The organism is Rhizobium sp. WSM1274, from assembly GCF_025200775.1.
Classification (GTDB): Bacteria; Pseudomonadota; Alphaproteobacteria; order Rhizobiales; family Rhizobiaceae; genus Rhizobium; species Rhizobium leguminosarum_I.
The window spans coordinates 4,194,177-4,215,010 of sequence record NZ_CP104138.1; the positions used below are offsets into that span (position 1 = coordinate 4,194,177).

Annotated in this window: 13 protein-coding genes; 6 read left to right on the plus strand and 7 right to left on the minus strand. The window is 61.3% G+C overall.

The features are described from left to right. Nucleotides 1-13 precede the first annotated feature (13 nt). The 6 genes from N2600_RS20780 to hemA all read right to left on the minus strand — a co-directional run bounded on the left by N2600_RS20780 (nt 14) and on the right by hemA (nt 7,654). Nucleotides 14-1,936 carry a glycoside hydrolase family 127 protein gene (locus N2600_RS20780; RefSeq protein ID WP_260297283.1) on the minus strand — a complete coding sequence of 641 codons (1,923 nt, stop codon included), beginning with the start codon at nt 1,934-1,936 and terminating at the stop codon, nt 14-16. 20 nt (nt 1,937-1,956) lie between these two features. Continuing rightward, nucleotides 1,957-2,820 carry a carbohydrate ABC transporter permease gene (locus N2600_RS20785; protein WP_260297284.1) on the minus strand — a complete coding sequence of 288 codons (864 nt, stop codon included), beginning with the start codon at nt 2,818-2,820 and terminating at the stop codon, nt 1,957-1,959. Then, a complete protein-coding gene (locus N2600_RS20790; protein WP_020486161.1) occupies nt 2,817-3,734 on the minus strand; it encodes a carbohydrate ABC transporter permease in 918 nt (305 codons plus the stop codon). Before N2600_RS20790 ends, N2600_RS20785 begins: the two co-directional genes overlap by 4 nt. Before the next feature lie 74 nt (nt 3,735-3,808). Next, the gene (locus N2600_RS20795) at nt 3,809-5,047 is read right to left on the minus strand and encodes an ABC transporter substrate-binding protein (RefSeq protein ID WP_162116829.1); all 1,239 of its coding nucleotides are present in this window, start codon (nt 5,045-5,047) and stop codon (nt 3,809-3,811) included. Between the two features lie 69 nt (nt 5,048-5,116). Then, nucleotides 5,117-6,079 carry a LacI family DNA-binding transcriptional regulator gene (locus N2600_RS20800; protein WP_260298853.1) on the minus strand — a complete coding sequence of 321 codons (963 nt, stop codon included), beginning with the start codon at nt 6,077-6,079 and terminating at the stop codon, nt 5,117-5,119. Nucleotides 6,080-6,439: 360 nt separating this feature from the next. Next, the gene (gene hemA, locus N2600_RS20805; RefSeq protein WP_260296825.1) at nt 6,440-7,654 is read right to left on the minus strand and encodes a 5-aminolevulinate synthase; all 1,215 of its coding nucleotides are present in this window, start codon (nt 7,652-7,654) and stop codon (nt 6,440-6,442) included. A gap of 326 nt (nt 7,655-7,980) precedes the next feature. Here hemA and N2600_RS20810 point away from each other — a divergent pair, with 326 nt between their 5' ends. The 3 genes from N2600_RS20810 (at nt 7,981) to N2600_RS20820 (ending at nt 17,146) form a co-directional block, all read left to right on the plus strand. Beyond that, nucleotides 7,981-8,238 (plus strand): YMGG-like glycine zipper-containing protein, encoded by a 258-nt coding sequence (locus tag N2600_RS20810; protein WP_017966299.1) that lies wholly within the window; start codon nt 7,981-7,983, stop codon nt 8,236-8,238. A 169-nt stretch (nt 8,239-8,407) separates the two neighbouring features. Next, nucleotides 8,408-10,336, plus strand: a complete 1,929-nt coding sequence (locus N2600_RS20815) for an autotransporter assembly complex protein TamA (RefSeq protein ID WP_260297286.1) — start codon at nt 8,408-8,410, stop codon at nt 10,334-10,336. A gap of 66 nt (nt 10,337-10,402) precedes the next feature. Continuing rightward, nucleotides 10,403-17,146: a translocation/assembly module TamB domain-containing protein gene (locus tag N2600_RS20820; protein ID WP_260298854.1), complete on the plus strand. Its 6,744-nt coding sequence runs from the start codon at nt 10,403-10,405 to the stop codon at nt 17,144-17,146. Nucleotides 17,147-17,205: 59 nt separating this feature from the next. Here the strand turns inward: N2600_RS20820 and N2600_RS20825 are convergent, their stop codons facing one another. Further along, complete coding sequence (locus N2600_RS20825; protein WP_260297287.1) at nt 17,206-17,643, minus strand: Lrp/AsnC family transcriptional regulator; 438 nt, start codon at nt 17,641-17,643, stop codon at nt 17,206-17,208. A 124-nt stretch (nt 17,644-17,767) separates the two neighbouring features. On the opposite strand from N2600_RS20825, the gene rocF reads away from it, so the two are divergent. From rocF to N2600_RS20840, 3 genes are all read left to right on the plus strand, one after another. Then, nucleotides 17,768-18,703, plus strand: a complete 936-nt coding sequence (gene rocF / locus N2600_RS20830) for an arginase (protein WP_170257092.1) — start codon at nt 17,768-17,770, stop codon at nt 18,701-18,703. 123 nt (nt 18,704-18,826) lie between these two features. Then, the gene (gene rocD, locus N2600_RS20835) at nt 18,827-20,026 is read left to right on the plus strand and encodes an ornithine--oxo-acid transaminase (RefSeq protein WP_260297288.1); all 1,200 of its coding nucleotides are present in this window, start codon (nt 18,827-18,829) and stop codon (nt 20,024-20,026) included. A 295-nt stretch (nt 20,027-20,321) separates the two neighbouring features. Beyond that, complete coding sequence (locus N2600_RS20840; protein ID WP_003543427.1) at nt 20,322-20,798, plus strand: chemotaxis protein CheW; 477 nt, start codon at nt 20,322-20,324, stop codon at nt 20,796-20,798. Nucleotides 20,799-20,834 lie beyond the last annotated feature (36 nt).

Here is a 20,834-nt window from a genome sequence, read left to right on the forward strand (position 1 = left end):
ATCCCCAAAAGACCTATCTGTCCGACTGGACCCAGACGAGCATCTCTCCGGGCGCGCGGTTGTCCCAGAGATGATAGGGCACGAAACGCGCGGTGGCGACCTGCCTTTCGGCCGGCGCCTTGCGGTAGAGCGCTGTTCCCCAGTTCGATGTTTCCTCGCGCTCGACCTTGAGATCGAGGGCGACGGCATCATTGAGATCCTTCAGCACGACGGTTTCGGCTGTGGAGAGCTCACGCGGCAGGACGATGGCATTGAGGTCTTCGCCATTGTCCGTTGTTTCCAGACAATAGACCAGCGGCCCGCGCATCAATGCGACCCGGCCGGCATCCTGGCGCACCTTCGGATTGGCATATTGCGGCCGAAGCGCCAGCGGCAGGTAGAGGGCGACACGATCGCCCGCGGCCCAGTCACGATCGATCCTGGCATATCCGTCCCGCATATTGGCATTGAGATCGAGCATCTCTCCGTTGACGCTGAGGGTTGCGCCTTCGGCCCAGTCCGGAATGCGCAGCGACAGCGCAAACCGCGCCGGCTTCTCCAACCTGGTGGTAAAGGCGACCGCACCGTCCCACGGATAGTTGGTGGTCTGCTCGACTTCGACCTCGGCACCGTTAGCAAGCTTCAGCCGCGCGGTGCTTTCGCCATAGAGGTGCACGGCGATCTCGTTATCCGAAACGGCGTACATGTAGGAGCCGATCGAGGTCACCAGCCGGGCGACGTTCGGCGGGCAGCAGGGGCAATGGTGCCACTTCCACCGATGGTGCTTACCAGCACTTTCGAGCGGATTGTCATAGAAGAACGTCTTGCCGTCCGTGGAAAGCCCCGGTAGCGCGCCGTTGTAAAGCGCCTGCTCCATGATGTCGGCATAGCGCCGATCTGGCCCGCGGCCGAGCATGCGGCTTGCCCAGAACACCAGGCCGACCGAGGCGCAGGTCTCCGCATAGGCGGTATCGTTCGGCAGATCGAAATAATCGGTAAAGCCTTCGTTGGAGGCCGCCGGCCCAATGCCGCCGGTGATGTACATCTGCTTGGTCGTCAGATCGTCCCAGAGCGTTTCCAGCGCCGCCGTCAGGCTGTCGTCCTGGTATTCGGTGGCGATATCGGCCATGCCCGAATAAAGATACATGGCGCGCACGGCGTGGCCGACGACCTTTGTCTGCGCGCGCACCGGCTGGTGCGCCTGCGCATATTCATAGGTCTTCTGGTGGTATTCGGAGACATCGCGGCCGTCGCGGCTTGCCTCGGCGGTGAAGAAATGCGGTTCGGTGCCGCGTTCGTCGATGAAGTATTTCGATAGCTCGAGATATTTCTTTTCTCCCGTCACGCGGGCGAGCTTGACCAGCGCGAGCTCGACTTCCTCATGGCCGCAATAGCCGGGGATCTGGCCTTCGCCGTGCCCGAAAATCTTGATCATATAATCGGCATAGCGGCTCATGATATCGAGCAGCTTGCGTTTGCCGGTCGCCTGGTAATAGGCGACCGCGGCTTCGATCAGATGGCCGGCGCAATAGAGCTCATGATGGTCGCGCAGGTTGGTCCAGCGGCGGTTCGGTTGCACGCGCTGGAACCAGGCGTTCAGATAGCCGTCTTCGTCCTGCAGCTTCTCATACATGTCGATGATCTCGTCGGCACGCGCTTCCAGCTTTGGGTTCGGCCGGCGATAGAGCGAATAGGCAATCGTCTCGATCGACTTGCCGAGGTCGGAATCCCAGAACATCTGGGTCGTCCCGCCCCATGGCTGAATGGGAATGACGACCCCGGGGCTCGGCTGATCGACGTCGATCGCCTTGAGCATGCCGGCCTCGACACAGCGGTCGAGCAAGGTCTCGGCGGTGGAATTGCAGACGGCGTCCTGCCATTTGCCCCAGAAGCCGCCGAGTTCCACATCGGGAACGGCGACGGGACGAAACTGGCGGTCGTTGCTTGGTTTGGTCATGGGCTCCACTTTCTCTAAGATCATTTCACCGCGCCGGCCATCAGCCCGCGCATGTAATAGCGTTGCAGGAGCAGGAAGACGATCAGGCAAGGAATCGTCATGACGACGACACCGGCCTGGACCGCTCCCCAGTTGATGGCGCCGAGCCGTCCGGCGCGAACCGCCGTCATCAGCACCGGCAGGGTGTATTTCTCATTGCTGGAGAGCAGCACGAGTGCTGCGAGAAACTCGTTCCAGGCATTGAGAAAGGCAAAGATCGCCACCGTCGCGACGCCGGGAAGCACCAGCGGCAGGAGAACCCGCACCAGAAGCCTGAGGTCGCGCGCGCCGTCGATGCGCGCGGCCTCTTCGATCTCCTTCGGCACGGCGTCGAAGGCGTTGCGCATCATGAAGACCGAGAAGGGCAGTTGCAGCGTCACATAAACGAGCGTCAGCCCAATCAGCGAATTGTTGAGGCCGAGCTTTGCCAGGATGATGAAGAGCGGCGTCAGGATCGACTGGAACGGGATCATCAGCGTCGCGATGATCAGCACGAAGAGCGCATTCTTCAGCGGGAACCGATACCGCGAGAAACCGTAGCCGGCGAGCAGGCTGACGGCGACGGTGAGCACCACGGTGGCGACCGAAACGAACAGCGAATTGATCATGTGCCGCCAGATGCCGGCGCCGAACGTATCGAGCAGCGCATAGGAATCGATGCTGACGCCGGAGGTCGGCCATGGCGGCAAGGGCGGCAGGCTGGCCTCCGTGCCATGCCGGAAGGATGACAATAGCGTGATCACGAAAGGGGCGAGAAAGAAGATCGATATGACGATACCGGTCAGATGATAGGCCGATTTCGCACGGATGGCCTTGCGCGCGCGGCGTTCCCTTGAGGTGGTCATGGACGCTCCTCCCCGACGCGAAGCAGCCAGAGCTGCACGATGCTGATCGCCACCAGGATGGCGAGAAGTACGATCGACAGTGCTGCTCCATAGCCGAGATTGAACGACACGAAGGACTGATTGAAGATGTAATAGACCACCGAGATCATTTTGTTCTGCGGTCCGCCTGACGTCATGATGTAGAACTGGTCGAAAGCGAGGATCGAACCGGTGACGGAGACGATCAGCGCCAGCGCGATCGTCTTGCGCATCAGCGGCAGCGTCAGATGCCGGAAACGCTGCCAGCGCCCGGCGCCGTCGATGCGGGCGGCCTCCGTCAGCTCGGACGGAATGGCCTGAAGCCCAGTCAAAAGAATGATCATGGTGAAGCCGGCGATCTTCCAGACGACCATCACCACGATCGTCAGAAAGGCGGTGTCGAAAGTCGCCAGCAGATTGGGGCTCTTTTCCAGAAGACCGAGCGCCTTCAAGGCCGGCCCGATGAAGCCGCTATCGACATTGGCGAGCCAGACCCAGAGCAGGGAGGCGGTGGCAAGACCGACCACGACGGGCAGGAAGATGATCGTGCGATAGGCGCTGACGAACTGCCGTTCCTTTTCGACGAAGATGGCGAGCGGAAAGGCGATCGCGAAGATCGCGATGGTGACGATCACGGTATAGTAGGCCGTGAAATTCAGCGCCGCCATGAAGCGGGTGTCGTTGGCCATGCGAAAATAATTGTTGAAGCCGATCCAGCGCGACGCCCCCATCAGCGGCCAGTTGTGAAGGCTCATCCATCCGGTGAAGAGAACCGGCATGATGAAGAAGACCATGACGAGCGCCATGGCCGGCGCGATATAGGCAAGACCCCGCCAGTTCGATCTGCGCCGTCGCCTGCGCTGAGGCAATAGAGTCTCTGAACCGGAACCGGTCATCAAAACGCTCCGCGTCTGTCGAGTGGGATTGGCCGGGAAGCTGCCACCGCTCCCCGGCCGCGGCCGGGGAGAGATTACTGGCCGCTATCGATGATCGATTGCATTTCCGACTGGGCGCTCGAAAACGCGCCGTCGACATCGTCGCCGAAGATCGCGGCATTGGTGAAGCTTGCCCATGGCCCGTTGGCGCTGTTGATCAGGTCGTTGAATTGCAGCGTATAGGGTGTCTTAGCGACGCTGATCGCCTTCAGGCCAACCTGCATGCGCGGATCGAGGCCCTCAAGCACCTTGTCGGCGATATCGCCGCGCGTCGGCAGGCTGCCGTATTTCGCCATGATCTTCTGGCCGTCCATCGAATAGACATATTCGAGGAAGCCCTTCACCGCGTCGATCTTCTTCGTGCCCTTGGTGATGACGAAGTTGTCGCCGCCGGCAAAGGACGAAGGCTTGCCGTCAACGCCGGGGATGAGCGTCACGCCGAAGTTGATATCGGGATGCTCGGTCACCAGCGTGCCGATGGCAAAGGCGCCGAGGCTTTGCTGGCCGATCTTGCCGTTGGTAAAGGTCAGGAAGTTGGCGCCGGTGTCGCTGGCCGCACCCGCCGGCACCAAGTCCTTCTTGACCATGTTGCGGTAGATATCGACGGCCTTGCGCATCTGAGGGGTATCGAGCGTTGCCGTCTTGCTGTCGGCCGACAGGATATCGGCGCCGGCACCCCAGGTGAGCGGCGTGAAGGTGAAGATCATGCAGCCGCCGCAGCCGCCGCCGGAGAAATAAAAGCCGTAGGTATCGTCACCCAAGGCCCGGATCTTCTCGGCATTGGCGGTGATTTCATCCCAGTTGGCCGGCGCCTTTTCCGGGTCGAGACCCGCCTTCTTGTAGAGATCCTTGTTCCAGGCAAAGACCGATGTCTCGACCGACAGCGGCAGGCCGTAGATCCGGCCCTGATAGGTGCCGAGGCGCACATGCGAGGGCGACAGCGAGTTGAAATAGGGCAGCGATTTCGCCCAGTCCGTCAGGTCTTCCAGCTGGCCGGCCGCAGCAAAGGCCGGGTTATAGATGAGATCCATCGACAGCGCGTCCGGCGCCTGTCCGCCGGCGATTGCCGTCGCATATTTCTGCACGAGCTCGGAAAACGGCACTTCGGTCATCACGACCTTGTTCTCGTGACCCGAATTATAGGCTTCGACGACCTTCTTGAAGGCGTCGCCGATCCCCGAGCGAACCCACATTTCGACATTTTCGGCGGCCGACGCGGCCGACACCAGACATAAGGTAGCGATGCTGGTCGCCGCCAATAGACGCTTGATCATGACACTCCTCCCGATATGGCGCATCTCCTCGCGCCTTTGCTCATTCACGTGTTCTCATCCCCGAGGGCTTTACCCCCCGCATGATTGCCGGACGATCAGCCGGCACGGCAATTTCCTCACGCCCGGCTCGACAGGCCGTCCTTCAGCAAGCGCAAGCACCGTCAATCCGGCTTGCCGCCCGAGCTCCTTCAATTCCATATCCACCGTCGTCAGCGGCGGCCGCGTCTGGGCCGCGACAATCTCCCAATTGTCGAAGCCGATGACCGAGACGTCCTGCGGCACCTTGACGCCGCGCTCGCGCAACGCATCCACAGCACCTCGGGCGATCTGATCATTGCCGCAGAAGAGCGCATCCGGTTTTTCTCCGGGTCTCTTCCAAAGCTGCTCGACTGCGTCATGGCCCCAGCTTTCCGACCAGACGCCGTAGAGCACTGGCTCGCGGTGACCGGCCACCTCGTGATAGGCGCCGGCACGCTCCCGCACCGAGAAGAACTCTTCCGGCCCGGTGATATGGGCAATCCGCCGCCGCCCGATGTTCGCGAGCCACTCGACGGCGAGCCTCGCACCCTGTTCATCGTCCGAACGAAAAGTAACGCTGTTCTGCGTCCCCTCCGTGAACGCGTAGACGACAGGCACATGCAAATTCGACAGGTCGACAGGCAGGCGCCTGTCCAGCCGCTTGCCGGTTGCGATGATGCCATCGACCTGTTTGTCCAGCATCGCGTCGACATGGATCTGGGCGAGCGCCGGATCGTCTTCGATCGCGCACAGGAAGACCGAAACACCGTGATCGACGAGAGCGTCGGAGATCCCCGCCATAACAGGCAGCGTGAACCGGCCGTAAGTGTCGTTCGTCAGCAGCCCGATGGTGAAGCTGCGCTTGCTGAGAAGACCTCTGGCCAGCGCATTCGGCCGGTATCCAATTTCCGCGGCAATCCGTTTCACCCGTTCGCGCGTTTCCGAGCCCATCCGGCCGGTATCGTTGAGAGCTTTCGACGCCGTGGAGATGCTCACCGCGGCAGCCGCCGCCACCTCGTGGATGGTGATCCTGCCTCTTTTTCCTCCCGATATGTTCAGAACGTCCTCCTTCTGAAGTGATCTGAGAAAAGCTTTTACCAAACCTTATGTCAAGTGAGAAAAGGTTTTCTCATGCGGCACAAAGGCCGGATCGGCAATGCAGTTTGCGGGAAGGGCAAGCACAGGGAAAAGATCCATGCGTATCGGTCAGGCCGATTGCGACGTGTTATCGGCGTTCAGACCAAGTGCAGAGCGGATGAGATTGGGCGGGCAAAGGGGCCTGTTGCGGCGTCTTGCGAGAGCAAGATCGATCGCTGTCAGAGCCTCCGGCGGAGGCCCTGAATTACGGTTCGAACCAAGCGATCATCGAAAAAGTCAGGCGACGTGCCTTGCGAGCGCGCAGCGCGACCAGAGCGAATGCAGCGCCTCGACCAGATGGGCGATATCGGCGTCGGAATGCAGCGGCGTCGGCGTGATGCGCAGGCGCTCGGTCTTCTTCGGCACGGTGGGATAGTTGATCGGCTGAACGTAAACGCCGCAATTGTCGAGCAGCAGGTCGGAGATCCACTTGCACTTGGCCGCATCGCCGACCAGCACCGGCACGATATGGCTCGGATTGGGCATATGCGGAATGCCGCGCTGGTCGAGCAGCGCCCTCAGCTTGCGGACACGGTCCTGATGGCGGGCGCGCTCGAACTGGCTGACCTTCAGGTGCTGGATCGAGGCGACGGCGCCGGCTGCCAGCGCCGGCGGCAGCGCCGTGGTGAAGATGAAGCCGGACGCAAACGAGCGGATGAAATCGCAAAGCGCCGTCGACGCGGCGATATAGCCGCCCATCACCCCGAACGCCTTGCCGAGCGTGCCCTCGATCACGGTCAGCCGGTCCATCAGCCCTTCGCGCTCGGCAATGCCGCCGCCGCGCGGGCCATACATGCCGACGCCATGCACTTCGTCGAGATAGGTCATCGCCCCGTATTTGTCGGCGAGGTCGCAGATTTCCTTGATCGGGGCGATATCGCCATCCATCGAATAGACGCTCTCGAAGGCGATCAGCTTCGGCGCCTTCGGATCGGCGGCCTTGAGCTTGGCTTCGAGATCGGCCACGTCATTGTGCTTCCAGATCACCTTGTCGCACTTGGCGTAGCGGATGCCCTCGATCATCGAGGCATGGTTCAACGCGTCGGAGAAGATGATCAGGCCGGGGATCTTGGCGCCGAGCGTGCCGAGCGCTGCCCAGTTGGAGACATAGCCCGAGGTGAAGATCAGCGCTGCTTCCTTGCCGTGCAGATCGGCAAGCTCACGCTCGAGCATGACGTGATGATGGTTGGTGCCAGAAATATTGCGGGTGCCTCCCGCACCCGCGCCACAGTGGTCGATGGCGTTCTTCATCGCCTCGATCACCTTCGGATGCTGGCCCATGCCGAGATAGTCGTTGGAGCACCAGACCGTGACTTCCTTTTGGCCATCCGCGGTGTGACGCGTCGCGCGGGGGAAATTGCCGCGGTGACGCTCGAGATCGGCAAAAACGCGGTAACGGCCTTCGCTATGAAGCCCGTCCAGCTCGTCTTTGAAAAACGCTTCGAAATCCATCATGTGCTCCAGTATCGCGCAGATGTTCTTGATGACTGGACGTCCGCGCGTCAATGCTTACCCTTTGCTTTAACATCAACTGCGGCAAAAGGCCCAGATTTTTGAATGATTCCAGATAAAAAATATGCGCGCCGCGATCAACGAAATTGATGCCGCAGAAGGCAGGGGGAGCTTGCGCACCGTGCAAAAGGCGACCCGGCCCGATCGCAAAAAAATCAGCACACCGGATGGACAACCCTTTCTTCCGACATAGTTTTCGGTCTAGCCTGACAAAAAAATAGAAGGGACGGCCTTTGCCCGCTGGGCAACAACCTCGGAGAGAAAAGATGAAGAAAGCTGTCATACTCGCATTGGTCGGCCTGTCGATTGCAAGCTGCACGCCGACGCAGCAGGGCGCCGGCATCGGCGCTGCATCAGGCGCCGTCATCGGCGGCGCAGTCACCGGCAATGTTCGTGGCGCGGCAGTCGGCGCCGCGATCGGCGGCGTGTCCGGCGCCCTTATCGGCAGCGTCGCCGAACAGCCCGGCCAATGCTACTATCGCGACCGCTACGGTCGCCGCTACATCGATAGTTGCCCTCGGTGAGAGCACCCTGAAATCGCTAAATCCAGGAAATCCCGGACACAGGTCCGGGATTTTTTGTGCTAAATTAGTGCGTTGGCAATTTAAAATGGTACACCCCGCGCGATTTTATCGCTAAGCTGTTCACGGCTGGGCAACGAAGCTTCATCATAGGCGTAACCAAAAGCGGCGGATGCGGATTAGAGGGACAGGTCCGAAAACAAGTACTGCGTATCGGCGAACAGGCACCATGATGGTGGTCGCAGCGGCAGCTGCGTTCTCACCGGTCCTGATCGGCGACGCTTACGCCTTCAAGCTTTTCGGCATCACCATTTTCGGCAAAGAAGAAGACGAAGGCGAACAGGTGCCCGATCCGGTGCGCTACCACGTCGACCTTAAAGCCGATACCGCCGATCCCGACCTGAAAGAAGCGCTGGAAAACAGTTCCCGTCTCGTCAGCGACCAGAAGCAGCCGGTGTCCGGCGATCTCGGCATCGTCGTCAAGGCGCGCGACGACCGAGAGCGCCTGATCGCCACTCTCTATGAAAAGGCCCGTTATGGCGGCCTGGTGACGATCACCATCGACGGCAAGAATATCGACGACCTGCCACCCAATCCGACATTCGACCGGTCAGGCCCGATCCCCGTCACCGTCGACATTGCTCCCGGCCCCGTTTTCAAGGTCAGGGAAGTACAGTTCGGCGGCGATGCTGCGAACCATAATCCCGCCGATTACGATCTCGCCCCGGGCGCTGAGGCCGGCTCGCTCGCCATCATCAAGGCCGGCGACAAGATCGTCGAACAATTGAAGAGCGAAGGCCGGCCGTTTGCCAAGTTAACCGAACGCAAGGTCGTCGCCGATCACAACAGCGATACCGTCGATATCGTCCTTGCTGCCGAGGGCGGTCCCGTCGCCCCGATCGGCGATGTCGGCGTCACCGGCGAAAAGACCGTCAAGCCGGCTTTCATCCAGCGTTATTCCCGGCTGAACAAGGGCGAAGCCTATTCCCCGGAAGCACTGAAGAAAGCCGGCGAGCGGTTGCGCGCCCTCGGTGTCTTTTCGAGCGTCACCATCCACCAAGGCGATGCGCTGGCATCCGATGGCACGCTGCCGATGACGATCGAGGTTTCCGAAGGCAAGAGGCGCTACTTCGGCGTCGGCGCGCAATATTCCACCACCGACGGCTTCGGTGTTCAGGGTTATTGGGGCCACCGCAACCTGTTCGGCGAAGCCGAAACGCTGAGGATCGAGGGATCGGTCTCCAGGCTTGGCGAAACGACGGATGTCGGCAGCCTCGACTATTCCGCCGGCATCCTCTTCACCAAGCCCGGCGCCTTCTTCCCCGCCGCCACCTTGAAGGCCGGCATCGTCGCCAAGACCGAAAATCCGGATGCTTACAACGCGACGCTGGTCACCGCCTCGCTCGGCCTTTCCTACGAGCTGACCGACCGGGACACCGTCTCGGCGAGCGGCGAGGTCAGCTGGGAGCGCGACGACGACGCCTTTGGCACGAACGACTATCTGACCTTCACCCTGCCGATCAAATATGATCGCGATGCACGCGACGACAAGTTCAACCCAACGGAAGGCTATCGCGCGACGCTCTCGGCAAAGCCTGGCTACGAAATCTTCAACGCCACGCCCTATGCGGCATTCGAGGGCTCGATTTCCGGCTATTTGCCGTTCGGCCAGGAAGACGGCCTGGTGCTTGCCGGCAAGGTTGCCGCCGGCGTCCTGATCGGCGGCGATAGCATTGGGGACATTCCCGCCACCCAACGCTTCTTTGCCGGCGGCGGCGGTTCTGTGCGCGGATACAGCTATCAGGAAATCTCGCCTTATAACGACAATGGCGATGCCACCGGCGGCCGCTCTTATGTGACCGGTTCGTTGGAGGCCCGCATCAAGATCACCGATACGATCGGCATCGTGCCCTTCGTCGATGTCGGCACGGTATCGGACAGCACCTTTCCGGGTTTTTCCGATATCCGCGCCGGCGCCGGCGCCGGAATACGATATGCAACGCCTTTCGGCCCGCTGCGGCTTGATTTTGCCGTGCCGCTAAACAAGTACGAAGATGGCACAGATTACGGAATCTACGCCGGCATTGGCCAATCCTTCTAGGGTTGCCGTTTCCGCTGTGTTTACCGATCTGTGAGCCGTCATGAAAACGGGGTAGTGTCCGCGCCGATGCAAACGCTGGCAAAAATCGTTAACTGGATCGTACGGCTCACCGGCTATGCCGTCGGTGCCACTTTGATTCTCGCGGTCGTGGCACTGGCGATCTTCGGCTTCACCAGTTTTGGCGCTCGCATCGTCACCGAAAAGGTAGCCTCCACGCTTTCCAACCGCGACATGACGATCGAGGTTCGCGAACCGCAAGGCCTTTTGACCGGCGGTCTGCGGGCCGCCGAGATTTCCATCTCCGACACCAGGGGCGTCTTTGCGGAAATTCATGGCGTCGCGATCGACTGGAATCCGCTTGCGCTGCTGACGGGAACTTTCCATGCCAAACGCTTCGAGATCGAAGCGATCAACGTGCTGCGCAAGCCGGTGCGCACCCTGCCCTCGCGGCCCGGAGCTGAAAATTCAGGCGGATTTAATCTTCCGATCAAGGTCGATATAGACCGTGTCGCGCTGCCCGATATCAAACTTGCCGCACCTGTTGCCGGCCGCGCCTTTGCGCTCGCCGCCGAAGGCAGCCTTGCGGCAAATGGCGATGGCGGCGAGGCCGTCGTCAATGTCAGCCGTCACGCGGTCCCGGATGCGCGGCTTGCCGCCGACATCGCCTTTGCGCCGGCCGAAAACCGGCTGCGGTTGAAGGCGCAGCTGTCCGAGCCGAAGGGCGGGCTGCTGGCGGGCTTTCTCGGCTTGCCGGACAGCCCGGCGGTCAACATTGATCTCGACGGCCAGGGGCCGATATCCGATTGGAAAGGCAAAGTGCAGGCCGCCCTCGACGGGCAGCAGCGCGCCGCAATCGAGGCCCGGCATCAGATCACGGCAGACGGGCTGCACCATCTCGACCTCAAGGGTGGCGGTGACTTGAGCTCGCTGCTTCCATCGGCATTCCGGCCGCTTTTTGCCGGCCAGACCAATATCGATCTTGCCACGACCTTCGACAATCACGGCAAGATCGATATCCAGACCGGCAATATCGCCACCGGCAGCGTGGTGATCGCCGCCTCGGGCACCCTCGATCCGGCCGGCAATAACAGCCTGAACGCCAATCTGCTCGGCACGTCGGGGCCTGTCGATTTCCGCTGGCCGCTCGCCGAAGGCGAAGCGCGCTTTCTTATATCAGGCCTCAACCTGGCGCTCACAGGCGATGCGCAGGCCGCCCGGCTGAACGTCAGCGGCTCACTCGACACCGCAACCCTTCCGCAGGCCAATATCGGCAACATCAAGCTGACCGCAAAGAGCGACGCCTTCAATCTCGCCGCGCGTTCCGGCAGCGTCCAGCTGCGCCTCGTTGCCGGCGACGTAACCTTCTCCGACCCGAACCTCAATCGCGCCGTCCAGGGCCCGGTCACGATCGCCTCGCCGCTGCAGATCTCGCCCAGTGGCATGGGCTTCAACGCCACCACCGTCGAAAGCGCCAATATCAACGGCGGCCTCAACGGATCCTATCGGCTGGCAGACAAGGCGCTGACCGGCAACCTCAAGCTCACCATCGACCCGGCAGCCCTGCCGGCTGCGGTGACAAGCAGGTTCGACGGACCGATCTCGCTCGAAAGCCAGATGGTCGGCACCATCCCGTCAAAATTCGCGCTGTCCAACATCGTCCTGAAATCCGGCACGCTCGAAGCCGCCGGCAACGTCGCGCTCGACGACGGGATGTTGAATGCCGATCTCTCCGGCCGGTTGCCTGACATCGGCAAGCTCATCCCCGGCGCCAGTGGTGGCGCGGGTTATGCATTGAGAGTTGGCGGTGAGCTCCCGGCAATCTCGGTGACGGCCAATCTGAAGGCCGCCAGCCTTGAAATGGCCGACCGCGTGCTCGGCAATCTGAATATCGACCTGTCAGGGCTCGCCGATCCCAAGGCGCCGCAGGGCAGGATCGCCGCCACCGGCACGATCGACGGCCAGCCGATCGGCATCAACGGTGACATCAGTTCGCGGGACGGCAAGACGAGTATTCCGGCTTTGACCGCTGATATCGGCGGCAACCGGCTGACCGGCAATGTGGAATTCTCGCCTTCCCTGGAGCCAACAGGCGCACTGACCTTCGATTTCCCCAATGTCGGCCTGCTTGCCGCACTCGGCGGACAGAAAGCCGACGGTGATCTCAAGGGGTCGCTTGGCGTGAGCAGCGATAGCGGCAGGATTGCGCTCAAGCTGCTTGCAACAGGCGGATCGATCCGCCGTGATACGCTTGCGATCGCCAAGCCGGATATCGATGTCACGGTCAGCGATCTCAAAGCCCTTGCCGCAAAAGGTACGGTCAAGGCCGCGGAGGTGAGTGTCGGAACGAACAGGCTGGCCGGGTTTTCGCTCGATTTTGCCAAGCAGCAAGACCATACCGACTTCGATCTCGATGCTGCCTATGACGGCAATCCCGTGCTGGCGGCCGGCAATATCGAGGCGGCGGCCGGTACGATGCAGCTGAACCTCGATCGCTTTTCGGCAAGCCCCCGCAATATCCCGATCGAGCTTGCCGCACCGACGCAGGTCGCCATCGGCGGCGGTGCCGCCAGTCTGAACGGACTGACGCTGAAGACCGGCACCGGTTCGGTGACCGTCACCGGTTCCGCCGGTGAAACGCTGAAGCTCGATGCAGACATCCACGAGCTGCCAGCAGCGCTCGCCAACGGTTTCGTGCCCAACCTTTCAGCCGGCGGCACGATCTCCGGAACGATTGCCGTAACCGGAACGGCGGCAGCACCGGTCGCCGACTTCAAGCTCGACTGGAAGGATGCGACGACGGGCCAGACCAAGGGGGCGGGCCTGGCACCGCTCGGCATCACCGCCGGCGGCAAATTCGCCGACAGCAAGCTCGATTTCGACACGACGATTGGCAGCAATGACGGCCTGTCGCTGAAGGCCGCCGGCAATGTCGCGCTCGCCGACCCGAAGGCGCCGGTGCTTGATGTCAATGCCGATATCCTCAACCTGCCTGCCCGCATTGCCAATGGCTTCGTTCCCGATCTCGCCGCCGAAGGCACGATTACAGGAAAACTGGCCGCCTCCGGCTCGCTCGCTGCTCCCACCGCCAATTTCGATCTCGATTGGAAAAGTGCTGCGACCAGCCAGACGAAGCGTGCGGGCCTTGCCGACCTCGCCGTCAAGGCATCCGGAAAATTCGCCGACAGCAAGCTCGATTTCGACGCAGTGATCGGCGGCGCCAACAGCCTCTCCTTAAAGGCAAACGGCAATATCGCCACCACGGGCACGACGATCGGCAACCTCACGGTCGACGCCGCACTAGCGAATGTTCCGGCAAATATCGCAAACAGCTTCGTCCCCGATCTCGCCGCCGAAGGCGCGATCTCTGGAAAGATCTCCGCCAGCGGGTCGCTCTCCGCCCCGAGTGCCGATTTCGATCTCAATTGGAAAGACGCTGCGACGAGCCAGACGAAGCGTGCGGGCCTTGCCGACCTCGCCGTCAAGGCATCCGGAAAATTCGCCGACAGCAAGCTCGATTTCGACACAGTGATCGGCGGTGCCAACAGCCTGTCGCTGAAGGCAAACGGCAATGTTGCCCTAAAAGGCACGACGATCGACAATGTCAAGGTCGATGCCGCACTGGCCAACGTTCCGGCAAACATAGCAAACAGCTTCGCAGCCGATCTCGCCGCCGAAGGCACGATCTCGGGAAGCATCGCGGCTATCGGCTCTCTTTCCGCCCCGAACGCCAACTTCGATCTTGATTGGAAAAACGCCGCGACCAGCCATACGAAACGCGCCGGCCTTGCAGCGCTCGACGTGAGCGCCTCGGGAAAATTCGCCGAAAACAAGCTCAATTTCGACACAGCGATAGAGGGCGCCGACAACCTTTCCCTGAAAGCAAACGGCAATGTTGCCGTAAAAGGCACGACAATCGACACCGTGAACGTCGATGCCGTGCTGGCCAATGTTCCGGCAAACATCGCAAACGGCTTCGTCGCCGATCTCGCCGCCGAAGGTACGATCTCGGGAAAGATTGTGACTAGGGGGTCGCTCTCCGCCCCGAATGCCGATTTCGATCTCAATTGGAAAGATGCTGCGACGAGCCATACGAAACGGGCCGGCCTTGCAGCGCTCGGCGTGACCGCATCGGGAAAATTTGCCGAAAACAAGCTCGATTTCAACGCGGCGGTCAGCGGCGATAAAGACCTTTCACTAAAGGCCATGTGCAATGTCGCATTGGCTGGTACGGCGATCGACAGCATCAAGGTCGATGCCGAGATCGCCAAGCTTCCCGCCAGCCTCGCAAATGCCTTCGTTCCCGATCTCGCGGCCGGCGGCACGATTTCCGGCACCATGTCCGCCGCCGGAACATTCGCCGCACTGAAAGCCGACTTCAAGCTCGACTGGACCGACGCTGCGACCAGCCAGACCCGACTCGCGCACCTCTCCGGCCTGGCACTTGCCGCATCGGGACGCTTTGCCGACAACCGGCTCGATTTCGATACCAATCTCGCCGGCCAGGGCGGCCTTTCGCTGAAGGCCGCCGGCAACGTTGCGATTTCAGGCACGTCGGTTCGCAACCTTGACGTCAAGGCCGATCTCGCCAACCTTCCGGCAGGCCTCGCCGACGGCTTCGTCCCGGGTCTTGCCGCAGAAGGCACCGTCTCGGGAACGGCATCGGCTTCTGGCACACTTCCAAAGCCGGCGGTCGATTTCAAGCTCGACTGGAAGAACGCCGCGACCGCCCAGACCAAGAGCAGCGGCCTTTCGGGCTTGAACGCTGCGGCATCCGGCAAGTTCGCCAATGACCGGGTCGATTTCGACGCTAATCTCGCCGGCAAGGACGGCGTGTTGGCCAAGGCAAAGGGCGGCGTCACGATCGCGGGAACCGCCATCCGGGACCTTTCGATCAATGCCGATATCCCGGCGCTGCCGGCAAATATCGCAAATGCCTTCGTTCCCGGCCTCGGTGCCGAAGGCACGCTTTCGGCAAGCGCCATAACGTCGGGAACGCCGGCCAATCCGATCGTCGATTTCAAGCTCGACTGGAAGGATGCCGCGACCAGCCACACCAAGGCAGCCGGCCTGTCCCGCCTCGCGCTGGCGGCAACGGGAAAATATGCCGGTGACAGGCTGGATTTCGACGCGAACCTGACTGGCGGCGGCGGCATTGCGCTGAAAGCAGCCGGCGATCTTTCGATCGCAGGCACGTCGATCCGCTCGGTCGACGTCACGGCGAACGCCACCAATGTTCCGGCCGGCATCGCCAACGGCTTCGTTCCCGGCCTTGCCGCTGAAGGCGCGGTCTCGGCGACCGTAAAGGCCACCGGCGCGCTATCGGCGCCGTCGGTCGATTTCAAGGTCGATTGGAAGAACGCAGGGACGAGCCAGACAAAAGGCGCCGGCCTTTCGCCGTTCACCATCGGTGCGTCAGGCAAACTTGCCGGAAACAAGCTGACGGTCGACACCAGCCTTGCCGGTGACGCCGGCATGTCGCTGAAGGGCGGCGGCAGTGTCGTGATCACAGGCAATCGCGCCATCGACATGCACTTCACAGGCAATCTTCCCTTTGCCGTGCTCGGCGCCCCGCTCGCGCAGCAGGGCCTCGTCGCGGACGGCGTCGCCACTGTCAATCTCCAGATTGGCGGAACGGCCGCAGCACCCGTCATCAATGGCACGGTCTCGACCAACGGCGCCAAGCTCGTCGACGTCCGGCGCAATCTGGCGGTCAACAATCTCGCGGCAACCGTAACCTTCAATGGCAGCCAGGCCGTAATATCGCGTCTCAGCGGCAACCTTGGCGGCGGCGGCACGATTTCTGCAAGCGGCACGATCGGCATCCAGCCGGCTGGCGGCTTTCCCGCCGACATTTCGATCAAGCTCGACAAAGCGGTCTACGTCGATGGAACGCTTGTCGTCTCGACCGTCAACGGCACGGTCGGCCTGCGCGGGCCGATCGCCAGTGCGACGCTGAGCGGCAAACTGCTGCTGGATAAGACCTCAATCACGGTCCCGGAAAAACTGCCGACCTCGCTGAGAGAAATCGACATCCGGCACAAGAATGCGCCGCGCGCCGTGCTTGCGCAGATGCGCGATAACGGCGAGCGCAAACCTGGGGAGAAATCCTCCGTGATCACGCTGGATCTCGAAATCGACGCGCCTTCGCATATCTTCGTTCGCGGCCGCGGCATCGACGCCGAACTCGGCGGCCAGGTGACGATCCGCGGAACGGCGGCTGCACCCATCGTGACCGGCGGTTTCACCATGCGCCGCGGCCGCCTGACCATTCTCAACCGCCGCCTGGACTTCTCTGACAAGAGCAGGATCACCTTTGCCGGCGACTTGACGCCGGCGCTCGATATGGAAGCGACATCGTCCTCCGGCACGACGACGCTGACCGTCGACGTCGCGGGCCTTGCCACCGATCCCGCAATCACTTTCTCCTCCTCGCCCGAGCTGCCGCAGGACGAGGTGCTGGCACAGCTGATCTTCGGCCAGTCGATGTCGAAGCTCTCGCCGGTGCAGATCGCTCAGCTCGCCGATGCCGTCAGTCAGCTGGCCGGCAACCGCTCCACCTCGCTTTTCGAAGGCCTACGCAATCAACTCGGCGTCGACGATTTCGACGTCAGCACCGATTCCAAGGGCCAGACGAGCGTCAGCGTCGGCCGCTATCTCAACGATCGCACCTATTTCGAATTGCAGCAGGGCGGTTCGGCCGGCGCCAAGGCGGTGATCAACCTCGATGTCGGCCGCGGCGTCAAGCTGCGCGGAGGGGCCGGTGGCAACGGTGAGGGCGAAGCCGGGATTGTCTACGAACGAGAATACTGATGCATCCTCCCGAAGCTATGCAGCAGTTTGCGGACAGCATGCACAAGCTTTAAGCCGGCTTAAAAACCGGTTTTGCTTGTCTTGAGAAGGATGTTGGTCTCGGTCGAATTGATGCCGTTGATCAGCCGGACGCGGCGCAGCGTCTCGTCGAAGGCGGCAAGATCGCGATCCTCGAGCTCGGCGACGAAATCCCATTTGCCGTTGGTGCTGTGAAGCGCGCGCACCTGCGGCAGGCCCCTCAACTGATCGGCCACCCTGTCGGCGAGCTTGCCCAGCACCTCGATCATGACGATGGCGCGCACGCCGGCGGACCGCGTCTCATGGCCGGTGCGAATGGTGAAGCCGACAATGGTGCCGCTGGCGACCAGCCGGTCGATACGGGCGGCAACTGTCGCCCGCGATGCACCTGTCATCGCGGCAAGCGACGAGACGGAAATCCGGGCGTTATGGCGAAGTGCACTGAGAAGTTCGGTGTCGAGATCGTCCACGCTGCCCACTTTGTCAAAATAGATTTATCAATCTGCGCAATCATATTCCATTTCTGACGTTTTTCCATCTTTTTGCTACCAGCACTTTACCCCAATATCGGTCGAAACAGGCCACAACCACGGAGCCCTCGAAATGGATGCCCAATCGCGATCTGTCACCCTCATCGGCGCGCCGCTGGAAGAAGGCTCCGGCCGCAGAGGGGCTGCCATGGGCCCTTCCGCCCTGCGCATTGCCGGCGTCGACCAGACGTTGATCGAGCTTGGCCATGACGTCGCCGATATCGGTGATCTCAGGATCGTGCCGGCGATGGACCTGCCGAATCACCCGAAGGCTCACAATTTGAGGATTGTCGGCGCCTTCACCCGCGCGCTCGAAAGCAGCGTCCACGACGTGGCCGCCTCCGGCCGTTTTCCGCTAATTCTCGGCGGCGACCACAGCCTTTCTATGGGCACCGTCTCCGGCATGGCCCGCTATGCCGCCAGCAAAGGCCGCCCGCTCTTCGTGCTCTGGCTTGATGCCCATGCCGATTTCAATTCTCCGGCAACGTCGCCCTCCGGCAATATTCACGGCATGCCCGTCGCCTTCTTCTGCGGCGAGGCGGAGTTCGCCGAGATCCTGCCGAAGGACCGTCCGTTCGTCGATCCAAAGAACGTCTTCCAGGTCGGCATCCGTTCGGTTGATGCGCGCGAACGCGAGGAAATCCACGAACACGGCGTCAATGTCTTCGACATGCGCGCAATCGACGAGCAGGGCATCGGCGCCATCATGCGCGAGATCCTCGATGTCGTCACCAAGGCGAACGGCCTGCTGCATGTCAGCCTCGACCTCGATTTCCTCGATCCCGAGATTGCCCCCGGCGTCGGCACAACGGTGCCGGGCGGCGCGACCTTTCGCGAGGCGCATCTGGTGATGGAAATGCTTTCGGACAGCGGCCTCGTCTCGTCGCTCGATCTCGTCGAGCTCAATCCGTTTCTCGACGATCGCGGCAAGAGCGCCCGCATCCTGGTCGAGCTGACGGCAAGCCTGTTTGGCCGCCGCATCTTCGATCGTCCGACACGCGCCGCATAGGGCAGGCGCCGCATAAAACAGGATGATTTTAGGCCGGGACGGCCTAAATTAAATAGTTGGAGCATGATGTTGCCCGAAAACCGCTTACACTTTTCGGCATCATGCTCTGGAGGGAGAACGGCCATGAATACTTCGGAAAAACTGATCGCCACGGAACAACGGCTCGGCGCCCATAACTATAAGCCGCTGGACGTGGTGCTGACGCGCGGCGAAGGTGTTTATGTCTGGGATACCGACGGCAACCGTTATCTCGATTGCCTCTCGGCCTATTCCGCCGTCAACCAAGGCCATTGTCACCCGAAGATCCTCGCCGCCATGGTCGAGCAGGCGGGCAGGCTGACGCTCACCTCTCGCGCCTTCCGCAATGATCAGCTCGCCTATCTCTACGAAGAACTTGCAGCTCTCACCGGCTCGCACAAGATCCTGCCGATGAATTCCGGCGCCGAAGCGGTGGAAACCGCCATCAAGGCGGTGCGCAAATGGGGATACGAGGTCAAGGGCGTGCCGGAAGGCAAGGCGGAGATCATCGTCTGCGCCGATAATTTCCATGGCCGGACGCTGAGCATCATCAGTTTCTCCACAGATCCCGAGGCCCGCACGGGCTTCGGCCCCTATACGCCAGGTTTCCGCACCATTCCCTTCGGCGATGCCGAGGCTTTCGAGGCAGCGATCAACGAAAATACGGTGGCCGCCCTGATCGAGCCGATCCAGGGCGAAGCTGGCGTCATCATTCCGCCGGCGGGTTATTTCACCCGCATCCGCGAGCTCTGCACGGCAAATAACGTCACCCTCATCCTCGACGAGATTCAGACCGGCCTCGGCCGTACCGGCAAGCTGCTGGCCGAGGAGCACGAAGGCATCGAGGCCGACGTGACGCTGATCGGCAAGGCGCTGTCCGGCGGCTTCTATCCCGTGTCGGCCGTGCTTTCGAATTCCGAAGTCTTGGGCGTGCTAAAACCCGGCCAGCACGGCTCGACCTTCGGCGGCAATCCGCTCGCCTGCGCGGTGGCGCGTACCGCACTCAAGGTGCTGACGGAAGAGGGCATGATCGAGAACGCCGCTATCATGGGCGACTACTTTATCGAAGGCCTCAGGTCGATCCGCTCGAACATCGTCAGGGACGTGCGCGGCCGCGGCCTCATGATGGCCATCGAGCTGGAACCCGAAGCCGGCGGCGCACGGCAATATTGCCATGCGCTGAAAGAGCGCGGCCTTCTCGCCAAGGACACCCACGACCATACGATTCGTCTCGCTCCGCCGCTGGTCATCACCAAAGAGCAGGTGGATTGGGCCGTCTCGCAGATTGAAAAGACGATAGGCTGAGTAAATCGGCGCAATTCTCCTTGCCATCCCGAAGAACCCTGGAAGATCCTGAATGCCAAAGATCGGCTGGAAGAGATCGACAGCAAAACCACCTGGTTTTCATCCGAGATAAAAACCTTCGCAATCTCGTCGCCCAATTTAGATTTGGGCAACACTCTTTCGCTAATGTCGTCGATAGCCGTAACGATGCTTCGCCGAGCGCAAAGCCATCGCGTGGTATGAAGGCAAAGCTTGTCCGCGCCAATGGTGGCGCATCCGCTTCTGCCCTGGCTTACGACAGTTGGGAAGAATTCTAATGGCCACGATCAATTCGACTAACTTCAGCGGCGATACGCTCGAAATTATTGCCTTCCGCCTGCATGATCAGGAATTCTGCGTCAAGACCACGACCATTCGCGAAATCCGCGGCTGGGCGCCGTCGACGCCGATCCCACATGCACCGGCCGATGTCATCGGTGTCATGAACTTGCGCGGTTCGGTGATCCCGATCATCGATCTTGCTTTCAAGCTCGGCATGAAGAGCACGGTCGCCAATGAGCGCAGCGCCATCGTCGTCGCCGAAGTTCACAGCATGGTCATCGGCATGCTGGTCGACCGCGTCTCGGATATTCTCACCATCTCATCCAGCCAGGTCCAGCCGGTGCCTGAAGTGACCGCCTCCTTCGACCGCGCTTATTGCGAAGGCATCATTGCCTCGGAAAATGGCATGATCTGCTTCCTGAACCTCGCCAAGATGTTCAAGGAAAACGAGACGGATGAACTGGCGGCCTGATTCGGACCATACGATCGAATATTAGAAAACCGCCCG